General features: G+C 70.7%; 22 protein-coding genes. 9 read left to right on the forward strand and 13 right to left on the reverse strand.

The features are described 5' to 3' along the window. Positions 1–11: 11 nt before the first annotated feature. Entirely contained in the window at positions 12–665 is a 654-nt protein-coding gene (locus AB0J97_RS08875; RefSeq protein WP_364086333.1) for an ankyrin repeat domain-containing protein, read from the reverse strand. Between the two features lie 151 nt (positions 666–816). Here AB0J97_RS08875 and AB0J97_RS08880 point away from each other — a divergent pair, with 151 nt between their 5' ends. Next, the gene (locus tag AB0J97_RS08880) at positions 817–1,482 is read left to right on the forward strand and encodes a DNA alkylation repair protein (RefSeq protein WP_364086667.1); all 666 of its coding nucleotides are present in this window, start codon (positions 817–819) and stop codon (positions 1,480–1,482) included. Positions 1,483–2,005: 523 nt separating this feature from the next. Here the strand turns inward: AB0J97_RS08880 and AB0J97_RS08885 are convergent. Then, positions 2,006–2,461 (reverse strand): hypothetical protein, encoded by a 456-nt coding sequence (locus AB0J97_RS08885; protein WP_364086335.1) that lies wholly within the window; start codon positions 2,459–2,461, stop codon positions 2,006–2,008. A gap of 170 nt (positions 2,462–2,631) precedes the next feature. Further along, positions 2,632–2,868 (reverse strand): hypothetical protein, encoded by a 237-nt coding sequence (locus tag AB0J97_RS08890; RefSeq protein WP_364086337.1) that lies wholly within the window; start codon positions 2,866–2,868, stop codon positions 2,632–2,634. A 471-nt stretch (positions 2,869–3,339) separates the two neighbouring features. Here AB0J97_RS08890 and AB0J97_RS08895 point away from each other — a divergent pair, with 471 nt between their 5' ends. After that, a complete protein-coding gene (locus AB0J97_RS08895; RefSeq protein WP_364086339.1) occupies positions 3,340–4,044 on the forward strand; it encodes a hypothetical protein in 705 nt (234 codons plus the stop codon). Positions 4,045–4,188: 144 nt separating this feature from the next. Here the strand turns inward: AB0J97_RS08895 and AB0J97_RS08900 are convergent, their stop codons facing one another. From AB0J97_RS08900 to AB0J97_RS08920, 5 genes are all read right to left on the reverse strand, one after another. Further along, positions 4,189–4,881: a DUF4097 family beta strand repeat-containing protein gene (locus tag AB0J97_RS08900; protein ID WP_364086341.1), complete on the reverse strand. Its 693-nt coding sequence runs from the start codon at positions 4,879–4,881 to the stop codon at positions 4,189–4,191. Between the two features lie 153 nt (positions 4,882–5,034). Beyond that, positions 5,035–5,874: an LLM class flavin-dependent oxidoreductase gene (locus AB0J97_RS08905; RefSeq protein ID WP_364086343.1), complete on the reverse strand. Its 840-nt coding sequence runs from the start codon at positions 5,872–5,874 to the stop codon at positions 5,035–5,037. After that, on the reverse strand, positions 5,871–6,701 hold the full coding sequence (locus AB0J97_RS08910) for a GNAT family N-acetyltransferase (protein ID WP_364086345.1): 831 nt from the start codon (positions 6,699–6,701) through the stop codon (positions 5,871–5,873). The genes AB0J97_RS08905 and AB0J97_RS08910 overlap by 4 nt, the downstream gene beginning before the upstream one ends. Before the next feature lie 112 nt (positions 6,702–6,813). Then, positions 6,814–7,161 (reverse strand): STAS domain-containing protein, encoded by a 348-nt coding sequence (locus tag AB0J97_RS08915; protein WP_357702635.1) that lies wholly within the window; start codon positions 7,159–7,161, stop codon positions 6,814–6,816. Positions 7,162–7,196: 35 nt separating this feature from the next. Next, the gene (locus tag AB0J97_RS08920; RefSeq protein WP_364086348.1) at positions 7,197–8,639 is read right to left on the reverse strand and encodes an LCP family protein; all 1,443 of its coding nucleotides are present in this window, start codon (positions 8,637–8,639) and stop codon (positions 7,197–7,199) included. An 81-nt stretch (positions 8,640–8,720) separates the two neighbouring features. Here AB0J97_RS08920 and AB0J97_RS08925 point away from each other — a divergent pair, with 81 nt between their 5' ends. Further along, a complete protein-coding gene (locus tag AB0J97_RS08925; RefSeq protein ID WP_357702639.1) occupies positions 8,721–9,737 on the forward strand; it encodes a glycosyltransferase family 2 protein in 1,017 nt (338 codons plus the stop codon). Here the strand turns inward: AB0J97_RS08925 and AB0J97_RS08930 are convergent, their stop codons facing one another. Both AB0J97_RS08930 and AB0J97_RS08935 read right to left on the reverse strand, forming a co-directional pair. Next, a complete protein-coding gene (locus AB0J97_RS08930) occupies positions 9,738–11,471 on the reverse strand; it encodes a CDP-glycerol glycerophosphotransferase family protein (protein WP_364086351.1) in 1,734 nt (577 codons plus the stop codon). A 69-nt stretch (positions 11,472–11,540) separates the two neighbouring features. Next, entirely contained in the window at positions 11,541–12,275 is a 735-nt protein-coding gene (locus tag AB0J97_RS08935) for an IspD/TarI family cytidylyltransferase (protein WP_364086353.1), read from the reverse strand. Between the two features lie 91 nt (positions 12,276–12,366). Here AB0J97_RS08935 and AB0J97_RS08940 point away from each other — a divergent pair, with 91 nt between their 5' ends. The 6 genes from AB0J97_RS08940 (at position 12,367) to AB0J97_RS08965 (ending at position 18,156) form a co-directional block, all read left to right on the forward strand. Beyond that, the gene (locus AB0J97_RS08940) at positions 12,367–13,782 is read left to right on the forward strand and encodes a CDP-alcohol phosphatidyltransferase family protein (RefSeq protein ID WP_364086355.1); all 1,416 of its coding nucleotides are present in this window, start codon (positions 12,367–12,369) and stop codon (positions 13,780–13,782) included. Between the two features lie 52 nt (positions 13,783–13,834). After that, positions 13,835–14,458 carry a DUF5941 domain-containing protein gene (locus AB0J97_RS08945; RefSeq protein WP_357702646.1) on the forward strand — a complete coding sequence of 208 codons (624 nt, stop codon included), beginning with the start codon at positions 13,835–13,837 and terminating at the stop codon, positions 14,456–14,458. A 77-nt stretch (positions 14,459–14,535) separates the two neighbouring features. Next, the gene (locus AB0J97_RS08950; protein ID WP_364086357.1) at positions 14,536–15,270 is read left to right on the forward strand and encodes a phosphocholine cytidylyltransferase family protein; all 735 of its coding nucleotides are present in this window, start codon (positions 14,536–14,538) and stop codon (positions 15,268–15,270) included. 29 nt (positions 15,271–15,299) lie between these two features. Then, positions 15,300–16,340 carry an iron-containing alcohol dehydrogenase family protein gene (locus AB0J97_RS08955; protein ID WP_357702733.1) on the forward strand — a complete coding sequence of 347 codons (1,041 nt, stop codon included), beginning with the start codon at positions 15,300–15,302 and terminating at the stop codon, positions 16,338–16,340. Next, complete coding sequence (locus tag AB0J97_RS08960; protein ID WP_357702650.1) at positions 16,318–17,085, forward strand: CDP-alcohol phosphatidyltransferase family protein; 768 nt, start codon at positions 16,318–16,320, stop codon at positions 17,083–17,085. The genes AB0J97_RS08955 and AB0J97_RS08960 overlap by 23 nt, the downstream gene beginning before the upstream one ends. Before the next feature lie 186 nt (positions 17,086–17,271). Beyond that, on the forward strand, positions 17,272–18,156 hold the full coding sequence (locus AB0J97_RS08965; RefSeq protein WP_357702652.1) for a glycosyltransferase: 885 nt from the start codon (positions 17,272–17,274) through the stop codon (positions 18,154–18,156). Here AB0J97_RS08965 and AB0J97_RS08970 read toward each other — a convergent pair. The 3 genes from AB0J97_RS08970 to AB0J97_RS08980 are packed head-to-tail and all read right to left on the reverse strand — an operon-like array spanning position 18,153 to position 21,117. Next, positions 18,153–18,860 carry an acetoacetate decarboxylase family protein gene (locus tag AB0J97_RS08970; RefSeq protein ID WP_357702654.1) on the reverse strand — a complete coding sequence of 236 codons (708 nt, stop codon included), beginning with the start codon at positions 18,858–18,860 and terminating at the stop codon, positions 18,153–18,155. The genes AB0J97_RS08965 and AB0J97_RS08970 overlap by 4 nt on opposite strands. A 38-nt stretch (positions 18,861–18,898) precedes the next feature. Continuing rightward, on the reverse strand, positions 18,899–19,861 hold the full coding sequence (locus tag AB0J97_RS08975; RefSeq protein WP_364086361.1) for a glycosyltransferase: 963 nt from the start codon (positions 19,859–19,861) through the stop codon (positions 18,899–18,901). Between the two features lie 56 nt (positions 19,862–19,917). Further along, complete coding sequence (locus AB0J97_RS08980) at positions 19,918–21,117, reverse strand: acyltransferase family protein (RefSeq protein WP_357702658.1); 1,200 nt, start codon at positions 21,115–21,117, stop codon at positions 19,918–19,920. Positions 21,118–21,146 lie beyond the last annotated feature (29 nt).

A 21,146-nucleotide genomic window follows, 5' to 3' on the forward strand; every position in this document is an offset into this window, starting at 1 on the left:
TGGGCTGTCGGTCAGACGAAGCCTTCGGCGATGAGTTGGGTGCCGTGTTCGTTGATGACGTGGCGCCGGCCTGATCCGCCGGCGACGCGGCACCAGCTTTCCACGGTCAGGCGGGACTGTTCCAGTCGGTAGCCGAAGCCGCCGTACATGCCGGGGACGGGGAACCAGCAGGCCGGGTTGCGCTGTTCGGTGAGGGGCTCCAGTTCGGGGAGGCGCAACTGGTGTTCGGTGATCAGGTCGTCGGCGCGTTCGTGGATCAGTGCGTGGAAGTGGAGTTGGATCGAGGCCAGGGTCTCGGCCGGCACGTGGTGGTGGACGACCGGCGTGAGCGGCTCCAGCAGGTGATGGTGTCCCAGGCGGGCGGCGATGGCTGCCGCCTGCTCTCCTTGGGCCGTGCGCAGCGTGCGCCAGGCGCCGCGGGCGATCAGTCGGTGAGCGATGTCGGCGTCGGCGCCGTGCCAGGCGGCCTGGTGAAGCGGGGTGTATCCGCTGGTGCCGCCGACTCTGGCGCCGTTGATCCAGTCGGGGTGCTCTTCGAGCAGGTCGAAGACCGCAGGCCAGTTAGCGTCACGGGCGGCGTCGGCCAGTTCGTCGCGTGCCTCGATCACCCGATCGTGGTAGCTCGACCGCAGGGTGACGCCGTCCCAGGTGGAAGCGTTGACCATCCGGCACTCCTCTGATCGGCCCGTCGGAGACACACCGAGCAGTGTGTCAGGGCCGGAGCTGCGGGCAGCCCGTGGGCGGTGGTCGTCGTAGGGTGGAGCTGCGTCTGAGGGATGGGAGGCTGAGGTGGCCGGGGTGACGCTGACCGAGGTGATGGCCGAGCTGGCCGCGTTGGAGGACCCCAGGGCGCGCGAGGTGAACGAGAGACACGGCGACGATCACGGCGTGAACCTCGGCAAGCTGCGCGCGCTCGCCAAGCGGTTGAAGACGCAGCAGGAGCTCGCGTGCGAGCTCTGGGCGACGGGGGACACCGCGGCGAGACTGCTGGCGATGCTGATCTGCCGTCCGAAGGCGTTCGGGCGTGACGAGCTGGACGCCATGGTGCGCCAGGCGCGTAGGCCCAAGGTGCACGACTGGCTCGTGAACTACGTGGTGAAGAAGAGCCCGTACGCCGAAGAGCTGCGTGTGGCCTGGTCGGGCGATGCGGATCCGGTGGTCGCGAGTGCCGGGTGGGCGTTGACCGTCGAGCGTGTGGCGAAGAAGCCCGAGGGGCTCGACCTGGTGAGGCTGCTCGACGTCATCGAGGCGGAGATGAAGGACGCCCCCGATCGCCTGCAGTGGGAGATGAACAACTGCCTGGCTCACATCGGGATCGAGCACGCCGAGCATCGTGCCCGTGCGGTCGACATCGGTGAGCGGTTGGAAGTGCTCAAGGACTACCCGACGTCCCCGGGGTGCACGTCGCCGTTCGCGCCCGTCTGGATCGCGGAGATGGTGCGCCGGGGGCAGGGCGGGACGGTGGCTTCTCAGGCGAAGTGAGTCGCCATGACGTCGAATGGCAGGGTTCGAGGGACGGGCCTGGTTCACATTTCTAGTTGTGGCGGGAGATCGAGCTCTTGGCCAATGTCGCGCGGGCTCAATTCGGAGGGTCCGTTTGGCGCCCTTTCCAATGGATTTCCATTGGTTTCGATGATCGGCCGCGTCCCTGGCGAGAAGGGCCTTCGTCGTCACTCGGCATTCGCGTGGGTATTTCGGAGTCCTGGTAACCGTGACGGGTGTAAAGCGCAATGGCGGGAGCGTTGCATGGTTTGACGGAAAGCTGCAGGGTGGCCGTCGAGGAAGGTGACGACGTTGTGCGAGCCGCGCATCGTCAGGCGTGCCCGCCGGCGTTCCTCGCGCTCGCCTTCGCCCTGCCAGTCGGCCAGTGTGGCCCCGAAGGCGCGGCCCGCTTCGGTGAGCGCGGTCAGTCGTCGGGGGACAGGATGCGTAGTCGGATCACGTTTCCGGCCTTGCCCGTCGACCGGTGGGACGGGCAACGGAATTGTCGCCGGAGGAAGTCGAATTACGGAGTCCGGTCGGGCCCGGCGTTCTCGCGGCTCCAGATCTGCCTGGCCCGGGGGAGATCCCTGATCGTGCCGCCTTCCGGGATCATGCCCCAGAGGAAAGGGATCAGATAGGCGGGCGGTCCGTCCAGGAGTTCGGTCAGTTCGTCCTCGGTGACGGGGAGGGTGAATGCGGGGCCGGGGCGCGAGGGGAGCCAGCCTTGTCCGAGGGCGCGGCGGACGCATCCGGCGACGAGCGGCGGACGGATCGCGATTGTCCGCGCTCCCTCCCAGTTGTCCGGCCGGGCGCAGGGGAGTGACACGTGGAGAACGCGGCCGGGATTCTCGTCGCGTTCGACGACGAAGGTGAGCGGGCTCGGGGAATCGCCGCGAGAGGCGGGTCTGTGGCTGACGCGCCAGCGGAAAGCGGTGCCGTCGACCGTGATGAGCCGGGAGCCCTTCTTGGGCATCGTCATGGGCGCCTCCGGGGGTTGTCGAATCACAGGACGGCCGTCAGCGTAACTCGCCGGACTTCCCGGGCGGATGTGGACCGGTGCGGGGTCTCCGACCGGTCCTTGGGGCGTTCGCCGTCCCGTGTGGTTGCGGGAGCGTGTGGTTGCGGGGGCGGGCGGGGCCGGGCGCGGGGTCAGTCGCCGGTGTTCTGCGAGGGGGTTTCGGGCTTCTGGGAGTTCAGCCAGGTGTGCGCGGCCGAGGTACCGGTGATCCAGAGTGCCGCGAAGCCGCCGGAGGCCGTCGCGCCCGCCATGATGGCGCCGGCGACCGTGCTGCCGTTCCCGGTGGCGAGCAGGCCGGCGACGACACCGACGAGCACCGCGAGCAGGGCGCCGCTGACCGCCGACCAGATGAGGGTTGCCTTGCTCATTCGTATCCCCTTGCCGTACGGGCTTTTTTCATGACGTAGGAGTACCAGCGGGGCTCGGGGACGCGTCCTGGCAATTGATCATTCCGGCCATGATCGCGCTTGCCTCGGACGTATTCGGACGATCTCGGATGGATTCGGCTGAGAGGGGCTGAAGGGGCAGATGTGTGTGTTGTGCTTGGCACCCCGACAAGACCGACTTATGGCACTATGGCTACTTATCTCAGCGCGATGAGATGTGGCGCCCGTCTGTCTTCTCGTGCGCCACTTCCACTCTTAAACCGGACAACGGTGTCCGAACCGGAGCGGCTCATGAAAGATGTCGATCAAGACGAAGATCACCTTGCTGTGCTTGTGGCGCGTCTGAACAGGTTGCGTAAAGTTGAATGCGGAAACCCCTCGCTGAAACGGATTGAAAAAGTCGCCCTCGCTCTTTTGGAAGAAGACCCCGAACGAAACAGATGGCGCCGGCCGTTGCCGACCTCGACCGTGTCCGACCTGCTGAACGGCAGGTCGCAGAAGGTACCGGACTTCATGCTGATGCGGACCATCGTCGAGGTGTGCCAGGTGATCGCGGTGAAGTCCGGCATGCCCATCGAGACTCCGGAGGAGCTGACCAGGGAGTTCAGTGCCCTGTGGCAGATGGCCAAGGAAGGGGAGGGCGAGTTCGTGCGGCGCGGGGACAGGCCGCCGGCCGCCGATCGGACCGGCGGGGACGTCCTGGAGCCTGTTCCCGGTGAGCAGTCGTCGTGGCGGCCGTCACCCACGGAACTGCGTGTTCCCCTGCATTGGGGGCGTTTGGGCATGTTCCGGTTGCGGTCGGCGGAGAGAGGTGACGCCAGGGCCGCGCACGAGCTGGCCGTCCTGCTGGCGTGCGAGGCGTGCGGCGCGGGTGGGAAGGAGGCCGAGCACTGGCGGCGGCTCGCCACGTACTGGAACCACCGGGCGCTCGGCGCGGTGCCGGAGGCGGCGGGCTTCCAACTGCGCGGGCGCCGGTTGGCGGCGATGGCCAGGACCCTGGCCGAGGAGTGCGCCGAGGCGGGAAAGCCCAGCTCGACGTACTTCTGGAAGGCCGTCCGGCAGGCGGAGGCGTCCGTACCGGCTGTGGAGGCGCGGGCGGTGGAGATGCTGCGGGAGGCCGAGGTGCCCGTGGGCGCGGTGGAGGCGGAGGCCGGCTGATCGCGGTGTGGCGGTCCGCCGCGATTCGCGGGTACGGACCCGTGCGCCGCACGGCGGGCCTCGCCGGACGGCCCGCCCCAGAGCTGGGCACTCGCCCCCCCGGCGGCCTCCAGGACGAGGCCACCGGCGGTTCGACGGCGACGGCTACCGGGCCAGGACGCGGACGTTCCCGTACGTGCTGCGCGCGAGGATGGTCCTCGGGCTGGACTTCGTGCTCTTGAAGTCGGAGTGCTCGGAGCCGTCCTCGCTCTTGACCGTGACCTGGTAGGAGTCCTTCGGCACGCGGACGGTCACGCCGCCCTCGCGGGACTTCAGGTCCAGGTTCGTGGGCGGCGTGGCGAAGGCCAGGGAGATCGAGCCGTCCAGGGTGCGCCCGCGCACGCTGGGCGACCGCAGGCCCTCGCCCTCGATCATGCCGGAGTCGCTCAGCAGGCGCAGCTTGCCCGAGGCGTCCTTGACCTCGATGCGGTCGCCGCTGGAGACGTCGACGTCCTGGGTGAGTCCGTTCAGGATGACGCCGTCGGGGGAGTCGATCGTCAGCCGCACCCCGGCCGGGACCTTCACGTGGTAGCGGGCGCCGCAGTCGCCGACGATGAGCGTGCAGTCGGCGCTGAGCCGCAGCACGCCGTCCCGCAGCGACCAGGAGGAGTTGGTGGCGGCCTTGCCGCGCGCCCAGCGCTGCACCTCGATGGCCGGGCTGGTGCCGGGCAGCACCCGCAGCCCGCCCAGCGAGGACGCGATCTTCAGTTCGGCTCCCGTGAACGGGAACGTCTGGACGGCCGGCACCTCTTCGCTGTCGAAGCGCACGCTACAGCCGGTGACCGCCAGGATTGCCACGATTACCACCAAAAGCCTCATGGAATCGATCGTGGCGAAGCGGCGGCGAAGGCCCATCGGCCGTTCGACCGATGGCCCTCCGCCATTCGGCCATTGGAACCACACCCCCGACGCCAGGGAACGCCGGTGGGACCCAGCCCGACGCCGGTGGGGCTACAGCGCCGACAGCAGGGCGCGCACGTGCGGCAGCGGATCGCGGCCCAGCGGGCGGACGACCACCGTGCGCGCCCCGGCCGCCCACATGCTCCTGACCTGCTCCGCCGCCTGCGCAGGGGAGCCGGCCGCCATGACGACGTCCTGCGGCGGCACGCCCAGGAAGGCCGCCTGGTCCCGGACCACCGGGTGGGCGAGCCGGTCCGCCTCGTCACCGATGTGCAGGAAGGTGAAGACGGCCAGCTCGTGCTCGTCGCCGCCGGCGATTTGAGCGACGATGCCGGGAAGCTGCTCGGGCCCGACGCCCTCCGGCACGATCGTGCCCTGCGCGACGCGGCCCGACAGCGCCAGCGACCGCGGCCCCTTCACGCCCGCCAGGACGGGCGGCGGCACGTCCGGCGGATGCACCAGCGACACGCCGTCGAGGTGCACCGCCTTGCCGTGCAGGGTGACCGTCTCGCCGCGCAGCAGGGCGCGTACGGTCGTGATCGTCTCCTCCAGCAGGGCGAGCGGCGACGGCACGGCGGCGCCGACCTGGCGCATCCATTCCTGCACGCCGTGCCCGATGCCCGCGGCCAGCCGGCCGGGATGCATCCGGGCCAGGTTGCCGATCTCCATCGCCAGCAGCATCGGGTTGCGCAGCGGTGCGGGGGTGATGCCGATACCGACGCGCAGCCGCGACGTGACGGCCAGCGCGGTGGCCGCCGCGGAGACGCCGCCGGTCCAGCCCAGGTCCTCCACCACCCACAGGTCGTCGACGGCGGTCTCGTCGAGCGCCCTGGCGAACGGGATCAGCTCCTCGGGCGGCAGGTCCCGGTCGAACATCACGCCAAGCCTCACGAAGCCCTCCAGTAATAGCGGAACAACCGGCCGACCTCCGAGTATCCGGCACGCAGGAAGGCGTTCGCGGTAGGCGTGTTGCCCACGTCGGTCCCGGCGACGATCCGCTGGAGCCCGGCCTCGGCCAGCGTGCGCGTGCCGTGGGCGAGCAGGTCGTCGACGTAGCCCTGCCCCCGGTGCTCGGGCACCACGCCGATGTAGGCGATGGAGTGGTCGTCGGGCGCGACCAGGCCGACGGGGGAGTCGCCCAGGTGGCCGACGACGAACCAGCCGGGCTTGGCCCTGCGGTTGAGCAGGTCGTCGTACATCCAGCGGGCCTCGTGCGCGGCGCCGGCGGTGGCCACCTCGACCTGCGTGTCGTGGTCGAGCGAGCCCTCGGAGATGCGCATGAGGAGGGCGAGCACGTCGTCGGGGCGCATCTCGCGGGCCGGCCGGTACGTCAGCCTGCCCGGGTCCTCCGGCAGGTCGGTGCCGGCCGCCCATTCGAGCGTCAGCCGTTCGACCTCCATGACGAACCCGGCCGCGGTCAGCGCCTCGTGCTCCACCGCCCGGTCCACGACGGGGGTCAGGCCGTGCGCGAGCGAGATGTCGTACATGATCTTGTCGAGCCCCGTCGTGCGCAGGCCGCGGCGCAGCAGCTCGGCGGCGGCCGCGGGGTCGGGGCCGGGGTCGAACTGCCAGACGATCACCGGGTCCGCGCCCGCGAAGGGGGCCCAGAACGCCAGGCGCGCCCGTCCTTCCGCGAAACACCACTCCGGCCGGGTCCTGCCCTCGTCGAAGGCCGCGGCGAGCTGGGAGCGGGCAGGCTCGGGGAACTCATCGAACAACGTGGAAGCCTCCGGACGTGAGGGGGCTCTCCCCATGAGCCTACGAGCCGGCGGCTCAGGGAAGGTGTGCCCTGGATGACATCACGTCCAATGATCCCGGCGGCCGGCGCGGTCAGGCGGCCGGGTCGAGGGCGGCGCGGGCCTCGCCGAGCGTGGCGCTGGTCTCGAAGTGCCGGTCGAGATTGGTGATCGTCAGAAGGTGCCGGATCATGCCCGGCCCGAGGACGAGGATCATCCGTCCGCGCAGGTCCTGGACGTGGTTGAGCGTCGCCACCAGGACGCCGAGCCCGACCGAGTCGCAGAAGGGCACCTCGGTCAGGTCCATCACCAGATTGAGCGGATCAGCCGCCGCCAGCGCCTGATCGAGCTCGGCGCGAAGCCGAGGAGCGCCCGCCACGTCGAGATCGCCGACGACGTGCAGGACGGTACAGGGGTCCTCCCGCCAAGACTTGACCACCATGGCAATTCACGTGCCCGGGCTTTAGCCAGTTATGCCTATTTCTTGCAGATGTTCTCCATGGCGGTCTTGGTCGTCGGGGTGGCGCTCGGCTTGCTGGACGGTGCGTCCGGCTGCTTGAGCTTCTTGATCTTCGGCTGGTCGCTGCCGGCGATCACCTCGACGCCCTCGACGTCGGCCTGCCGCAACTCCGCGCCCGGGATGACGGACGCCACCAGGCGGGCGGCGGCCTCCTGGCCGGCGGCGTAACGCACGAGAGTCTGCTTGTGGTCCTTCTTGTCGGTGTTGCCGGGCTCGCCGGGCACCTTGAACCCGGAGGCCGCCAGCGCCGACTTGGTACGCGCCCCCAGCCCCGTGATGAGCGTGCCGTTCATGACCTTGACCGTGACGCTCTCCGGCGGGACCACCGTCTTGACCGGCGCGGGCGTGGCCGTCTTGGTCGGCGCGGGCTTGGCGAGGTCCTGGTCGGCGTCGATGCGGCGGAACATGTCGCGGGCCGCCGGACGGTCCCACAACACCGCGGACTCGCCGGTCGGGGCCTTGAAGTCGACGTTCGCGAGCGGCACGTCGGCGAATCGGACGTCCTCCAGCGAGACGTCGCGGAGCTGGGAGGCCAGCCCGATCAGCCCGTCGTCGGGATCGACCTTGACCGTGCTCAGCGTGGAGTTGACGAACGCGGCGAGCTTGGCCGGGTTGGCCAGCGTGTCGGCGCTGAGCGCGCGGTTGAGCAGCGCGGAGATGACCTGCTGCTGCCGGTCGATGCGGTCGAGGTCGGAGCGGGCGGTGGCGCGGGTGCGGGCGTAGCCGAGCGCCTGGGCGCCCTGGAGCTGGTGGGTGCCGGCGGGCAGGTTGAGGCCCGTCTTCGGGTCGTTGATCGGGATGGGCGTGCAGACGGTGACCCCGCCGAGCGAGTCGACCACGTCGATGAACCCGAGGATGTTCACCTCGATGTAGCGGTTGATCTCCAGCCCGGTCGCGGCCTTGACGGTCTGCATGGTGAGCTTCGGCCCGCCGTACTGGTAGGCCGAGTTGATCTTGTGGTCGCCCTTGCCGGGGACCGTCGTCCAGGTGTCGCGCGGCAGGCTCACCACGGTGACGCGCTGGTGGTCCTCCGACAGGTGGATGACCATCATCGTGTCGGTGCGCTGGCCGGACTCGCGGCCCAGCTTGAGCTGGTTCTGCTGCTGCCGGGTCAGGTCGTCGCGCTTGTCGATGCCGACCAGCAGGATGTTCTCGGCCCCCTGCGACTTGGGGGCGGTGACGCCCGCGTCGACCGTGCCGATCTGGCGCGGGGTCGCCCAGACCACGCCGGTGGTGACCAGGATGCCCGTGGACAGCACGCCCGCGACGATCACGTTGCGGCGGCGCGCCTTGGCACTCCTGACGGGCCTGCGGGGACGGGTGGCAGGGGTCAGCCTGACGCCGCCGTAGGCGTCGCCGCCCACCAGCACGCCGCCGTCCTCCTCGCCCGGTTCGCGCATGCCCTCCTCCTCGTATCCGCCGGGGACGTAGGGCTTTCGATTGCCCTTCTCCCCTGGTCGTACAGTAGCGTGAGCCCCGCCATGAAGCAGTTCCCCGACTCGCCGCACGCGCCCGCGGAGACGCGCGGCTGGCCCCCCATCTCCGTCGTCATGCCGGTCCTCAACGAGGAGCGGCACCTTCGCGAGGCCGTCGACCAGGTCCTCGCCCAGAGCTACCCCGGTGAGATCGAGGTCGTCCTCGCCGTGGGTCCGTCCCAAGACCGCACCCAGGAGGTCGCCGACGCCATCGCGGCGGCCGACCGCCGGGTGACCGTGGTGCCCAACCCGACCGGTCGCACGCCCAACGCGCTCAACGCCGCCATCGCCGCCTCACGCAACGGCATCATCGCCAGGGTCGACGGGCACGCCATGCTGCCCTCCGACTACCTGCGCGTCGCCGTCGAGACGCTGGCCGAGACCGGCGCCGACAACGTGGGCGGCGTCATGGCGGCCGAAGGTGTCACACCGTTCGAGCAGGCCGTGGCCTGCGCCATGACCTCCAAGATCGGCGTCGGCGCCGCCGCCTTCCACGTGGGCGGCACCGCGGGCCCGGCCGACACCGTCTACCTCGGCGTCTTCCGCCGGTCGGCGCTCGACCGGGTCGGCGGCTACGACGAGCACTTCCAGCGGGCCCAGGACTGGGAGATGAACCACCGCATCCGCCAGACCGGCGGGCTGGTGTGGTTCCAGCCGCGCATGCGGGTCTCCTACCGTCCGCGGCCCAACGTGAAGGCCCTGGCCAAGCAGTACTTCCACTACGGCCGCTGGCGGCGCGTGGTCGCGCGCACCCACGAGGGCACGATCAACCTGCGTTACCTGGCGCCGCCCGCCGCGGTGCTGGCCATGGCGCTGGGGCTGGTCCTGTCGCCGTTCTTCCCGCTCACGCTCGTCGTCCCCGGGGGCTACGCGCTGGCCCTCGTGGCCGGCTCGGCGGTCACCGGCAGCGGGCTCCCGGGCGCCGCCAAGCTGCGGCTGCCCCTCGTCTACGCGGCGATGCACGTCTCGTGGGGCTGGGGCTTCCTCACCAGCCCACGGAAACTGGCCAGGCCGCCACACTGATCACGAACCCGCGAAGACCCGCTCGACGGCCGCGTCGAAGCGGGTCAGCGCGTCCGGGTACTCCGGCCCGAGCAGGTAGCTCCTGAGCTTGATCCTGGCTCGGGCCAGGGTGTCCTCACCGTCCAGGAAACCGGCGAGGGCCGCGAGGTCCTCGCCGAGGAGCACCCCCGCCTCGGTGCTCGGGTAGCGCTCGTGGAAGGCGCGTTCGGGCATTCCCGCGACGTTCGTCACCGCGTACGGCTTCTCGCTGGCCAGGAAGTCGGCCACGACGCTGGAGATGTCGCTGATCAGCAGGTCGCACTCGTTGAAGCACTCGTACAGGTGCGGGCGTTCGGCGGTGACGATCAGGTGCCTGACCTCCGGCGCCCCGCCGGGGCTCGACGGATGCCTGGCCTTCGACTTCGCCAGCTCGGCCGCCTCGATCATGGACACGATCCTGCGGTGCGCCCGCGCGGCGCTCTTGTCCCGGTGGCCGGTCAGCGGGTGCGGCTTGTAGATGATCCGCAGCGGCGGGTCGTGGTCCAGCAGGGCGCGCACGATGCGCGGGCCCATGGTGATCAGCGACGTGTGGAACAGGTCGTCGTTCCAGCCCTCCCAGGTGGGGGCGTACAGGACGGTCCGGTACGGCAGCCGCGGGCCCTCGGTCGAGATGCCTTCGAGCTGCGGACGGCCGACCTCGTGGATGCTCTCGTCCCGGACGCCCACCCGGGCCCGGCGGTAACGGTCGCGCCCGGCCGGCCCGGCCACCCACACCTCGTCGTAGACCCGTGAGAACGGGTTGAACGACGCCTCCTTGTCGCTGTCGCCGTGGTTGAGGAACACGCTGCGCAGGGTCGGGATGCGCAGCATGTGGACGTTGCGGCCGACGTTGGAGACGTACAGGCAGAGCTTGGCGCCGAACAGGGCGCGGAAGCTCATCAGGTCGGCCGAGGACGGGATGCACACCATCGGCAGCGTGGTCGACTCCAGGTGCCTGGCCATGCCGCGCTCGCGCAGCACGACGATGGCGCGCCTGCCGATGCGTTCGAGCGTGGGCAGCCACATCCTGGCCTGGTAGGCGGCGGCCGTCGCGCCGGAGAAGTACAGGATGACCTCGGGGTCGTAGGCCCTGACCTGCTCGCCCACGACCTCCAGCACCCGCGCCCGGTCACCGAGCGGACGGGTGCGGCGCACGTACGGGAGGAGCGCCAGCACGCCCGCCGCGCCGAGCACCAAGGCCACGCCCGCGCCGAGCGCGCCGGCCGCCGCGCCGAACGTCGCGCCGAGCACCGGCAGGGCGTCCAGACCGAGGAAGCGCAGGCCGCGATGGGCGCCCAGGAACGGGGGCGGCATCTTGGGGATGCGCAGCGCGGACACGTCGAGGTTGCGGGTGGTCACCGGCATGCTGCTCAGCGTCTGCCGCAGGCGGATGGCCAGGCCCGAGTGCGCGGCCCGCGCGCCGTGCAGCGCGAACAGCCCGGCGGCCAGCGCCACGAACCACGGCGAGTCGGCCCCCGACACCCGCGCCACCAGCAGCAGCGCGGCCGTCTCCCTGGCCGCGAACCGCAGGGTGGTCCCCAGGTGCATCCGGCTGAGCAGGTCGGTCAGCCCGTCGGCCAGACGTCCGGCGGCGAGCTCCATGGCGTAGGAGACCACGGCGACCAGCCCGAACAGCAGCGGCGCCGGCCACAGCGCCGACGCCAGCAGGATGGGGTAGCAGCCGAGCAGCGCGCCGATCGCCAGCAGTCTTCTCATGCGACCGCACGGTAACAACCCGCAGGTCAAGGGCCTTCCACGCGAACGTCTACGACATGCCCGGACACGTCAGGAGATGGACCCCTTGATCGCGAAGAGCTGTTCGGCGATCCGCAGGTCGTCCGGATGGGTGACCTTGATGTTGCGCTCGCTGCCCTGGACCAGGTGGATCGGCACCTCGGGCAGGTAGCGCAGCACCACGCCGCAGTCGTCGGTGGCCGGGCGGGCGGCGAAACCCGGGTCGGCCATGGCCCGCTCGTACGCCTCGCGGATCACCGAGAGCCGGAAACACTGCGGCGTCTGGCTGCGGCGCAGCCGCGACCGGTCGAGGACCTCGCCGATGACCTCGCCGTCGGGGCCCGGCACGGCCACCAGGACCGTGTCGGAGCTCGGGATCGCCACGTTGACGGCCCGGTGGGTACGCAGCGCCGCCACGCACTCGGTGATGATCCGCGGCTCCAGAAGGGGCCGTACGGCGTCGTGCAGCAGCACGTCGCACTCCTGCGTGCCCAGCGCGCGCAACGCCCGCCACGTGCTCTCCGTACGGCTCCGGCCACCCTCCACGATCTGGGTGACCTTGCGGTGGCCGCCCTTCGCCACGATCTCCTTCACCCGGTCGGTGAAGCCCGGCGTCATCAGCACCACGATCTCGTCGATCTCCGGCGCCTGCTCGAACACCGCGATCGAGTGCTCCAGAATCGTCCGCCCGGCTACTTCGATGAGCTGTTTGGGTATCTCATGTCCGACCCGCTGCCCCACGCCTCCCGCGAGGAGCACTCCGACCGACCGCCGCGCTGCATCCATGTCGGCAGCGTAACGGTCCTGTTCCGTGATATCGCGCCCCCCTGTCGCTACGCTGAGTCCACGCACTCCCTACCGGGAGGAGACCTGCGCTTTGCCCGACTCACTCATCCGCGAGGGCACGACCACCTCGGTGGTGCTGCTCGCCACGACCCCGGCGTGCCGGCTATCCTGCGCCGACGGCACGCTGCTCGACCGGCTGAGCGACCAGTTCGCCGTGCTTCCCGTCCGTGACGTCCAGGTGGTGACCCCCGGTGGCGGGCTCGGCGCCGACCTGCGGGGCGTGGCCAAGATCGCCCGGGTCGCCTCGGGCACGGTCGTGGTGCTCCCCGCCGACCTCGTCGCCCACACCGAGGCGCTCGCGCTGCTGCTCGAACATCCCGCGCACGACACCGGGGCGCTCGTCTCGCACGACGACGCCGCCGCCCCGATGCGGCCGCCCGTGCGCGTCGAGTCCGGCCGGATCGTCGCGGCCGGCAGCTCGTTCCACACCGTCCCGGAGGCCAACGCGACCTTCAGGGGCGTGCTCCAGACCGGCGAGGCCGACCTGGCGTCCCTGGCCGACCTCGCCGAGGAGCTGGCCGAGCTGGCCGACCTCGGCAAGCTCGGCCCGGTGACCGCCGTCGAGGCGGTCGACCTGCTGCTGGTGGGCCTGGTCAGAGCGGGCGTACGGGTGCGCGCCGCCTCGATCGGCCCGCTGCACGCCGACCGCGTGACCGGCCAGAACGCCGCCGACAGCGCCCTGACCAGGCTCGCCGAGGTCGACGAGGCCAGGGTCAGGCTCGACACCTCGGTCAAGGAGGACGACGGCTTCTTCGCCACGTTCTTCGTCTCGACCTGGTCGCGCCACCTGATCAAGCCGGCCGTACGGCTCAAGCTCACCCCCAACGCCGTCACCGGCGTCTCGATCGGCCTGGCCGCGCTGGCCGCCGTCTGGTTCTCGGCCGGCACCCAGCCCGGACGGGTGGCCGGGGGCGTGCTGTTCCTGATGTCGTTCGCGCTCGACTGCCTCGACGGGCAGCTCGCCCGCTACACCCGCGCGTTCTCCCCGCTCGGCGCCTGGGCCGACGGCATGGCCGACCGGCTGAAGGAGTACCTGGTCTACGTCGGGCTCGCCTTCGGCTACGGCGGGACCGCCATCTGGTACCTGGCGGCCGCCGCGATGATCGCGCAGGTCGTCCGGCACTCCGTCGACTACTCCTACGCCGGGGCGGTCGCCGACGCGGGCCGCGTCGGGGCGCTGTGGGCCAGGCCGGCCCGGTCGCTGCTGGAACCGGGCGACGCGCGGCAGGCCCACGGGGTGCTCGGGCTCGCCCAGCGGATCGAGGGCGACTCGGTCGCCCGCTGGTTCAGGAAGATCGTCGTGCTGCCCATCGGCGAGCGGACCGCGCTGATCGCCGTCACCGCCGCCGTGTGGAACGCCAGGGTGACGTTCGTGTCCCTGCTGTGCTGGGGCGGGGTCGCCGCCCTCTACCAGCTCGCCGGGCGCGTCGCGAGGTCGGCCCGGTGAGCGGCGTCCGGCACGGCGGGGCGGCCGTCCGACGGATTGCGAGGTGGGCAGCGTGATCTCCGTGCACATGACCCCCGTGCCAGAGAGCAAGGTCGTCGCCTACCGCGACGACGGGCCGCTCTCGCGCGCGATGGGCCTGCTCGTGGCCGGGCAGCTCCCGCCGCTGCCGCCGGTGATCGCCGGCACGTTCGTCACGGGCGTGCTGCTGCTGATCGGCGTGGCCGGCTCCGACGGGCTCGCGGTGTTCGCGCCCGCCGTGACGCTGCTGCTGGCCGGGCCGGGCAGCACCCACCCGCACGACGGCCGCTTCGACTGGCTCGTGCCGCCGATCCTGCGGCTCATCGAGTACAGCTTCATCGCCGCCTGCGGCTTCGCCCACGGCCTGCCGCCCGTGCTGACCTTCCTGCTGCTCGGCGCGCTCGCCTTCCACCACTACGACCTGGTCTACCGGCTGCGCCAGCGCGTCTACCCGCCGCCCTGGCTCTCGACGCTCGGCCTCGGCTGGGACGGCCGGATGATGGCGGTCTCGCTGGCCGCCCTGGCCGGCTGGATGACCGCCGGGTACGTGCTGCTGACCCTCTACCTGTGGGCGCTGTTCGGCTGGGAGAGCATCACGTGCTGGGTGGCCGCGCCCCGCTCGGGCGTCGAGGCGAGCGAGATGGGAACGCAAGACTAACGCCGGATTACCCGCGAAGGGGCCAAAGGCAACTAACCTTTGGGCACACGTAGTCATGCTCGACCGAGGAGTGCACGTTGCTGGGAATGGTTCTGGCCGCCGGGGCCGGACGACGCCTGCGGCCGTACACCGACACGCTGCCCAAGGCGCTCGTGCCGGTTGACGGCGAAACCACGATCATGGACATCTCGCTGCGCAACCTGGCAGAGGTGGACCTGCGGGAGGTCGTGGTCGTCGTCGGTTACGCGGCGCAGGCCGTGCACGAGCGCAAGGAGGAGCTGGAGCGGCGCCACGGCGTCAAGCTCACCCTCGTGCACAACGACAAGGCCGAGGAGTGGAACAACGCCTATTCCCTCTGGTGCGCCCGCGACTACTTCGCCCAGGGCGTGCTGCTGGTCAACGGCGACACCGTCCACCCCGTCTCGGTGGAGAAGACGCTGCTGGCCGCCCCCGAGACCAGCGACCTGCTGCTCGCGGTCGACGACGTCAAGAAGCTGGCCGACGAAGAGATGAAGGTGACCCTCTCCCCGGAGGGCTCGCTGCGCCGCATCACCAAGCTGATGGACCCGGCCGAGGCGTACGGCGAGTACATCGGCGCCACGCTCATCAGGCCCGGCGCGGCCGAGCGGCTGGCCGACGCGCTCAAGGCGACGTTCGAGCGCGACCCCCAGCTCTACTACGAGGACGGTTACCAGGAGATGGTCGAGCGCGGCGAGGCCGTCCACGTCGCGCCCATCGGCGAGGTCGACTGGGTCGAGGTGGACAACCACGACGACCTGGCCAAGGCTCGCACCATAGCCGTTCGCTACTAGAGGGAGCGCGCATGCCGCTTCTAGCGAGGATGCTGCCGGCGCCCCTGACCATGGAGGTCAGGCGCGGCGCCGTCGCAGAGCTCGGCGCCCTGCTGGCCGACAGCCGTGTGGCGACCTCCGGCCGCGTGGCCGTGGCGGTCGGGCCCGGCCAGGGCGATCACATCGAGAGCCTGATCGCGCCCACGCTCGGCGAGGCCGAGGTGTTCAGGGTGAGCGACGGGTCGGTCGAGGCGGCCGTCTCGCTCGGCGCCGACCTGCGCAAGGGCGCCTACGAGGTCGTCGTCGGGGTCGGCGGCGGCAAGACGATCGACGCGACCAAGTACGCCGCCTCGCTCGCGGGCATCCCGATGGTGGCCGTGGCCACCAACCTCTCCCACGACGGCATCTGCTCGCCCACCGCCTCCCTGGTGTACGAGGGCGGCAAGGGCACGTTCGGCGTGCCGATGCCGCTGGCCATCCTGGTCGACCTCGACTTCGTGCACAACGCACCCAAGTCGCTGGTCAGGGCCGGCATCGGCGACGTCGTCAGCAACCTGTCGGCGATCGAGGACTGGCAGCTCGGCAGCGTCGAGCGCGGCGAGCCCATCGACGGCCTGGCCTGCTCGATGTCCCGCACCGCCGCCGAGGCGCTGGTCGGCCGGAGCGACGGCATCGAGTCCGACGCGTTCCTGACCGTCCTGGCCGAGTCGCTCATCCTTTCCGGCATGTCGATGGTCGTCGCGGGGTCGTCGCGGCCCGCGAGCGGTGGAGATCATGAGATCCTTCATGCCGTGGATCAGCTCTTCCCCGGCACCTCCAACCACGGCGAGCTCGCCGGCATCGGTGCCGCCTTCTGCTTCTTCCTGCGGGAGGACGCCGCCAGGGTGACCCAGGTGGTCGACTGCCTGCGCCGGCACGAGCTCCCGGTCGTGCCCGCCGACATCGGGCTGACCGGCGAGCAGTTCGCCGAGGTCATCGCGCTGGCGCCGTCGACCCGTCCCGGCCGTTACACGATCCTGGAGCACCTGCGCATGCAGGACTCCGAGATCCGCGATCGGGTGGGGGACTATGTCCGGGCCTTCGGTAGCTGAGCTGCGGCGGGTCGCCCAGCCAGAGGGCCATCTCGACCGCAGGAACGGCGAACACTGGGCGGGCGTGCTCTACATGCGCCGCCTGTCCATCTACGTCACCTGGCTGACGAGCAAGACGTCGGTCACGCCCAACCAGCTCACCTGGGTGATGACGGTCGCCGGGGTCGCGGCGGGCTTCGTGCTGGCCCTGCCGGGGCTGTGGGCGGCCGTGCTGGCCGCCCTGCTGGTCCAGGTCTACCTGCTGCTCGACTGCTCCGACGGCGAGCTGGCCCGCTGGACGGGCAAGACGTCGCTGGCCGGGGTCTACCTCGACCGCGTCGGGGCCTACTTCACCGAGGCCGCCGTGCTGGCCGGGCTCGGCTGGCGGGCCTCGGCCGTCCTGCCCGACTGGTACACCGTGCTCGGCTTCGCCGCCGCGCTCGGCGCGATCCTCATCAAGGCCGAGACCGACCTGGTGGAGGTGGCGCGGGCCAAGGGCGGGCTGGGCGCCTCCTCCGAGGCGTCGGCGGTGCAGTTCCGTTCAGGGCTGCTCGGTCTGGGCAGGAGAATCCTGGCGGCGACGAAGTTCCATCGGATCATGCAGCCGATCGAGCTGTCCCTGCTCGCGGTGGCGGCCGCGGTGATCGACCTGGCGACCGGCACGCTCGGGGCCTCCCGCGTGCTCATCGTGGCCTGCGTGATCGCCGCCGCGCTGCAGACCGTGCTCCATCTGATCAGCATTATGGCGTCGAGGCGGCTTGGGTGATCTCATGTCGGAACCGGAGGAGCTTCCCGTCCGTCGTATTGATCGGACGTTCGCTGTTCGGTGGGGGTTCACCATCGGTTCCGATACGCTTAGCTCCACCATTGTCAACAAGATGCAGACCAGCAGACTCGGTGATCATGAAAGTATGCTCCGCTCGTGTCCTCAACGCGTCAGGACGATGACCCGTTGAAGATTTCGTGCGTCATCCTCACCATGGGCAACCGGGTCGCGGAGCTGAACCGGGCCGTCGAGTCCGCGCTCAACCAGATCGACGGCGACGTCGAAGTGGTGATTGTGGGCAACGGCGCCGACGTGCCCCAGGTGCCGGCGACGCCACCCGAGGGCTCGGCCGCGGTCGTGAAGACGATCCGGCTCGACCACAACACCGGCATTCCCGCCGGCCGTAACCGCGGCGTCGAGGAGTGCTCCGGCGACGTCGTGCTGTTCCTCGACGACGACGGCTGGTACGCCAACCAGAAGGTCGTCGCCCACGTGCGCGACCGGTTCGCCACCGAGCCCGACCTCGCGGTGATCTCCTTCCGGGTGATGGACCCCGAGGGCGGCGTCGGCCAGCGGCGGCACGTGCCCCGGCTGCGTGCGGGCGACCCGCAGCGCTCCTCGCCGGTCACCACGTTCCTGGGCGGCGCCTCGGCCGTGCGGCGTTCGGCCTTCCTCCAGGTCGGCGGCCTGCCGGAGAAGTTCTTCTACGCGCACGAGGAGACCGACCTGGCCTGGCGCCTGCTGGGCGAGGGCTACCGGATCGAGTACGACGCCGAGACCGTCATGTACCACCCGCAGGTCCCGCCGACCCGCCATGCGCAGTTCTACCGGCTCAACGCCCGTAACCGCGTCTGGCTGGCCCGTCGTAACCTGCCGTGGCCGCTGGCGTTCCTCTATCTGACCAACTGGGTGGTGCTCACCCTGATCCGCGAGCGCCGTTCGGGGGTCGCGATCAAGGCGTGGTTCTCCGGCTTCTTCGAGGGGTTGCGCACGCCCGCGGGCGAGCGGCGTGCCATGGCCTGGCGCACCGCCTGGCGCATGGTCAAGCTCGGCCGTCCGCCGATCGTCTAGACCGCCTCCGCCTCGCCGAAGGTCATCGAGGCCCGGGAGACGGTCGAGGCGAACAGCGCCCGCTTGGGCAGCCCCAGCTCGCTGAGTTCCTTGGCGATCGGGTGGTTGCCCAGGCGGATCAGCGCGCCGCCCGGCCGCACGCGGGCGCCCTCGGCGCGTACGGACCACGGGATGCGCCGGGTGACGCCCTCCAGATGGGTGAAGGCGTCGAGCGGCGCCATGGCGGCCGGCGCCGGCACCCCGGGCCTGATCAGCAGGTCGAGCACGAGCCTGCCGTCCTTGCGCAGCACACACCGCTTGTACGGCGACCCGAGCCGCAGCTCGATGTCGGCCAGCTCCTTGGGGAAGCCCCAGATCGTCCGCCCCGCCTCCAGCGTGAACCGCTGGTCGACGGGCAGCCAGTGGACGAAGACGCCCGCGCCGCGCAGGTCGCCGAGCCCGATCTTGCCCGCCGTCCCCGGCCGCCGGATCAGGAAGGCCATCCCGAACTCGTGGTAGGCGTCGAGGTCGCCCCTGCGGTAGTCGACGAACAGCAGCACGCACACGGCCTTGCCGGGCAACACCTCGGCCACGTCGAGGCCGGAGTAGGCGATCACCGCCCGCGCCGCGTCGGCCCGCACCGCGTAGAAGGCGCTGCAGACCTCGGCGTCCTCCACTCGCACAGGCATGCCCACCGTCCGGCCCTGGATCAGATGCGATGCCATGGGTCCAGTACATCAACCCCGGCGCCCGCTGGCCATTCCTACACCGCCAGCGCGTGTTCGGGCAGGGCCGCCCACGACTCGGCCAGCTTGACGAAGTCCGCGGCCCGGTCGGGCCAGTGGTGGCGCAGCCGGGCCTCGGCGTGCCCGAGCGCCCCCAGGTCGGCCCGCCGCACGGGGTCCTCCTTGAGGTCCAGTACGGCGTCCAGCAGCGCGTCCACGTCCAGGGGCACGACCAGGCCGCAGCCGGTGCCCCTGACCAGCGGGGCGGCCTGCGGGGTGGCGATCACCGGCAGGCCGCGGCCCATGTAGTCGAGGATCTTCGTCGGCGGCTCGGTCACGGCGTCGCCGGCCAGGGACAGCCCGGCCAGAGCGCCCTCGGACATGCGCAGGGCGTGCCGGTTGGGCACGTACCCGAACCAGTCGAGCAGGCCGACGCGCTGGGCGTCGCGCAGCAGCGGGCGCACGTCGCGGTCGGCGCCGCCGATGAGGTCCATCCGGACGCCGTGCGGCGCCAGGCGTTCGGCCAGGGCGATCAGCTCGGCCACGCCGCGGTCGGCCGCCAGGCGGCCGATGTGCACGACCCTGGTGTCGCCGGGAGGAGGCGGGCTGGGCGACACCAGGGTCGCTTCGGGCACCACGGCGGAGGTGATCACGTGGTGCCGCCTCTCGGCGCGTGCCCGCCGCCTGGGGGAGACGTCCTCGCGGACGTCCCAGACGACCGGAGGGCGCCGGTGGGGCAGCGCGCGCAGCAGCCGGTGATCATGCACGATCAGCAGGTCGGCGTCCCGCACGCCGCGTCTCAGCGCCGCGCGGGCCTTCCCGTACGGCGCCTGCCGGGCGACGTCGACGGCCGTGAGCCCGACGGCCGGGGTCACGTTGTAATAGGTGAACGGCGCGACGTAGGTCACCTCGTGGCCCGCGTCGAGCAGCGCCCTGATCTGCCGGTGCATGATCCGGGCGTCCTCGGGATGATGGACGGTGGTGGCGACACATGCGCGCATGTGTCGATGCTCCGCGTCTACCAGGTCAAAGGCGTTAACTCAGGTAGAAGTGCCGCTTAACTTCCAGAGGGGCGGCGATAGAGCCAGGTCAGGCGAGGTTCGAGCACCCATTTGAAGACCGTGCGCGTCTCCGGCAGGCACAACACGATCGCCAGCGCGAACGAGCTGCACGCGATGGCGAGCACCCCGAGCGGCCCGTGCAGCCACGGCAGGGCCAGCCAGCCCTGGTCCTTGGCGATCAGCACCGGGATGCCGTGGAGCAGGTAGCAGTAGAGCGTGCGGGTGCCGAGGTCGGAGTACCAGGTCTCGCCGCGCGGCACCAGCGCCAGCACGGCGAAGCTCATCGCAAGTGCGCAGACCAGCAGCCCGGCCTTGAGCAGCAGGCCCATCCACCAGGACAGGTCCATGTCCTGGAAGCTGTTCTTGAAGTAGAACGGGGCGAGCGGCGCCTTGGGCGCGATGACGATGGCCACGGCCGCCGCGCACAGCAGCGTGACGCCCGACGCGATCTTGATCCAGAACTTGTTGAGCATCTCGAAGTGCTCGGGCTGCATCACCAGGCCGATCACGAAGAACGGCAGCAGGCCGAAGAAGCGGTCCATGCTGAAGTCGCCGGTGATCTGCGAGAACCCGGCGAACATGTAGATCACGATGGCGACCGGGACCGGGTGCTTCATCCGCTTCCACACCGGTGTGGACAACCGCCAGAACAGCAGCGCCAGCAGGTACCAGTTGAGCCACGCCGGATCGATGATCGTGAGGCTCCACTTCTGGCCGAGCCCGGCGCGGACGGCGGCGTAGCCGATCTCCACGATCACGTACGGCACGACGAACGTGTCGACGAGCTTGTTCGTCTTCGCGTTCGAGTTCCAGAAGTTCCTGGACAGGTAGCCACTGATCAACACGAACAGCGGCATGTGGAACATGTAGATGTAGATGTAGAGCGCTCTGGAGGAATGGGCCGCGAGCGTGGGCACCAGCGAGTGGCCCAGCGGCACGAGCGCGATCAGGATGAACTTGACGTTGTCGAGGTAGGGGTCGCGCCGGCGCTTGGGCGGCTCGGGTTCCTCGGCGGGCTCCTGCTGCTCGGCGGGACGCTCGGCCGTCGCGATGCCGTGGGGGTCGGTCTGGTTGCCCCAGACGGGCTCCTGGGGCAGGGGCCAGCGAGCTCCAGTGTTCGCCGGCCCGCCTTCCTCGCCGGGGCCGTCAGGGCTCCGCGGGGTCGTGACCGGTGGGGAGAACTTTGTGTCAGACACTGGGGAGCTCAGCTTCGCTAGGGGCCGGG

The organism is Nonomuraea sp. NPDC049607 (assembly GCF_040675375.1).
GTDB lineage: Bacteria > Actinomycetota > Actinomycetes > Streptosporangiales > Streptosporangiaceae > Nonomuraea.

Coding starts and splice junctions, on each gene's coding strand:
- AB0J97_RS08875 (WP_364086333.1), bottom strand. CDS start 665: ATGGTCAACGCTTCCACCTGGGACGGCGTCACCCTGCGGTCGAGCTAC.
- AB0J97_RS08880 (WP_364086667.1), top strand. CDS start 817: ATGGCCGAGCTGGCCGCGTTGGAGGACCCCAGGGCGCGCGAGGTGAAC.
- AB0J97_RS08885 (WP_364086335.1), bottom strand. CDS start 2,461: ATGACGATGCCCAAGAAGGGCTCCCGGCTCATCACGGTCGACGGCACC.
- AB0J97_RS08890 (WP_364086337.1), bottom strand. CDS start 2,868: ATGAGCAAGGCAACCCTCATCTGGTCGGCGGTCAGCGGCGCCCTGCTC.
- AB0J97_RS08915 (WP_357702635.1), bottom strand. CDS start 7,161: ATGGTGGTCAAGTCTTGGCGGGAGGACCCCTGTACCGTCCTGCACGTC.
- AB0J97_RS08920 (WP_364086348.1), bottom strand. CDS start 8,639: ATGCGCGAACCGGGCGAGGAGGACGGCGGCGTGCTGGTGGGCGGCGAC.
- AB0J97_RS08925 (WP_357702639.1), top strand. CDS start 8,721: ATGAAGCAGTTCCCCGACTCGCCGCACGCGCCCGCGGAGACGCGCGGC.
- AB0J97_RS08930 (WP_364086351.1), bottom strand. CDS start 11,471: ATGAGAAGACTGCTGGCGATCGGCGCGCTGCTCGGCTGCTACCCCATC.
- AB0J97_RS08935 (WP_364086353.1), bottom strand. CDS start 12,275: ATGGATGCAGCGCGGCGGTCGGTCGGAGTGCTCCTCGCGGGAGGCGTG.
- AB0J97_RS08955 (WP_357702733.1), top strand. CDS start 15,300: ATGCTGCCGGCGCCCCTGACCATGGAGGTCAGGCGCGGCGCCGTCGCA.
- AB0J97_RS08960 (WP_357702650.1), top strand. CDS start 16,318: ATGTCCGGGCCTTCGGTAGCTGAGCTGCGGCGGGTCGCCCAGCCAGAG.
- AB0J97_RS08970 (WP_357702654.1), bottom strand. CDS start 18,860: ATGGCATCGCATCTGATCCAGGGCCGGACGGTGGGCATGCCTGTGCGA.
- AB0J97_RS08975 (WP_364086361.1), bottom strand. CDS start 19,861: ATGCGCGCATGTGTCGCCACCACCGTCCATCATCCCGAGGACGCCCGG.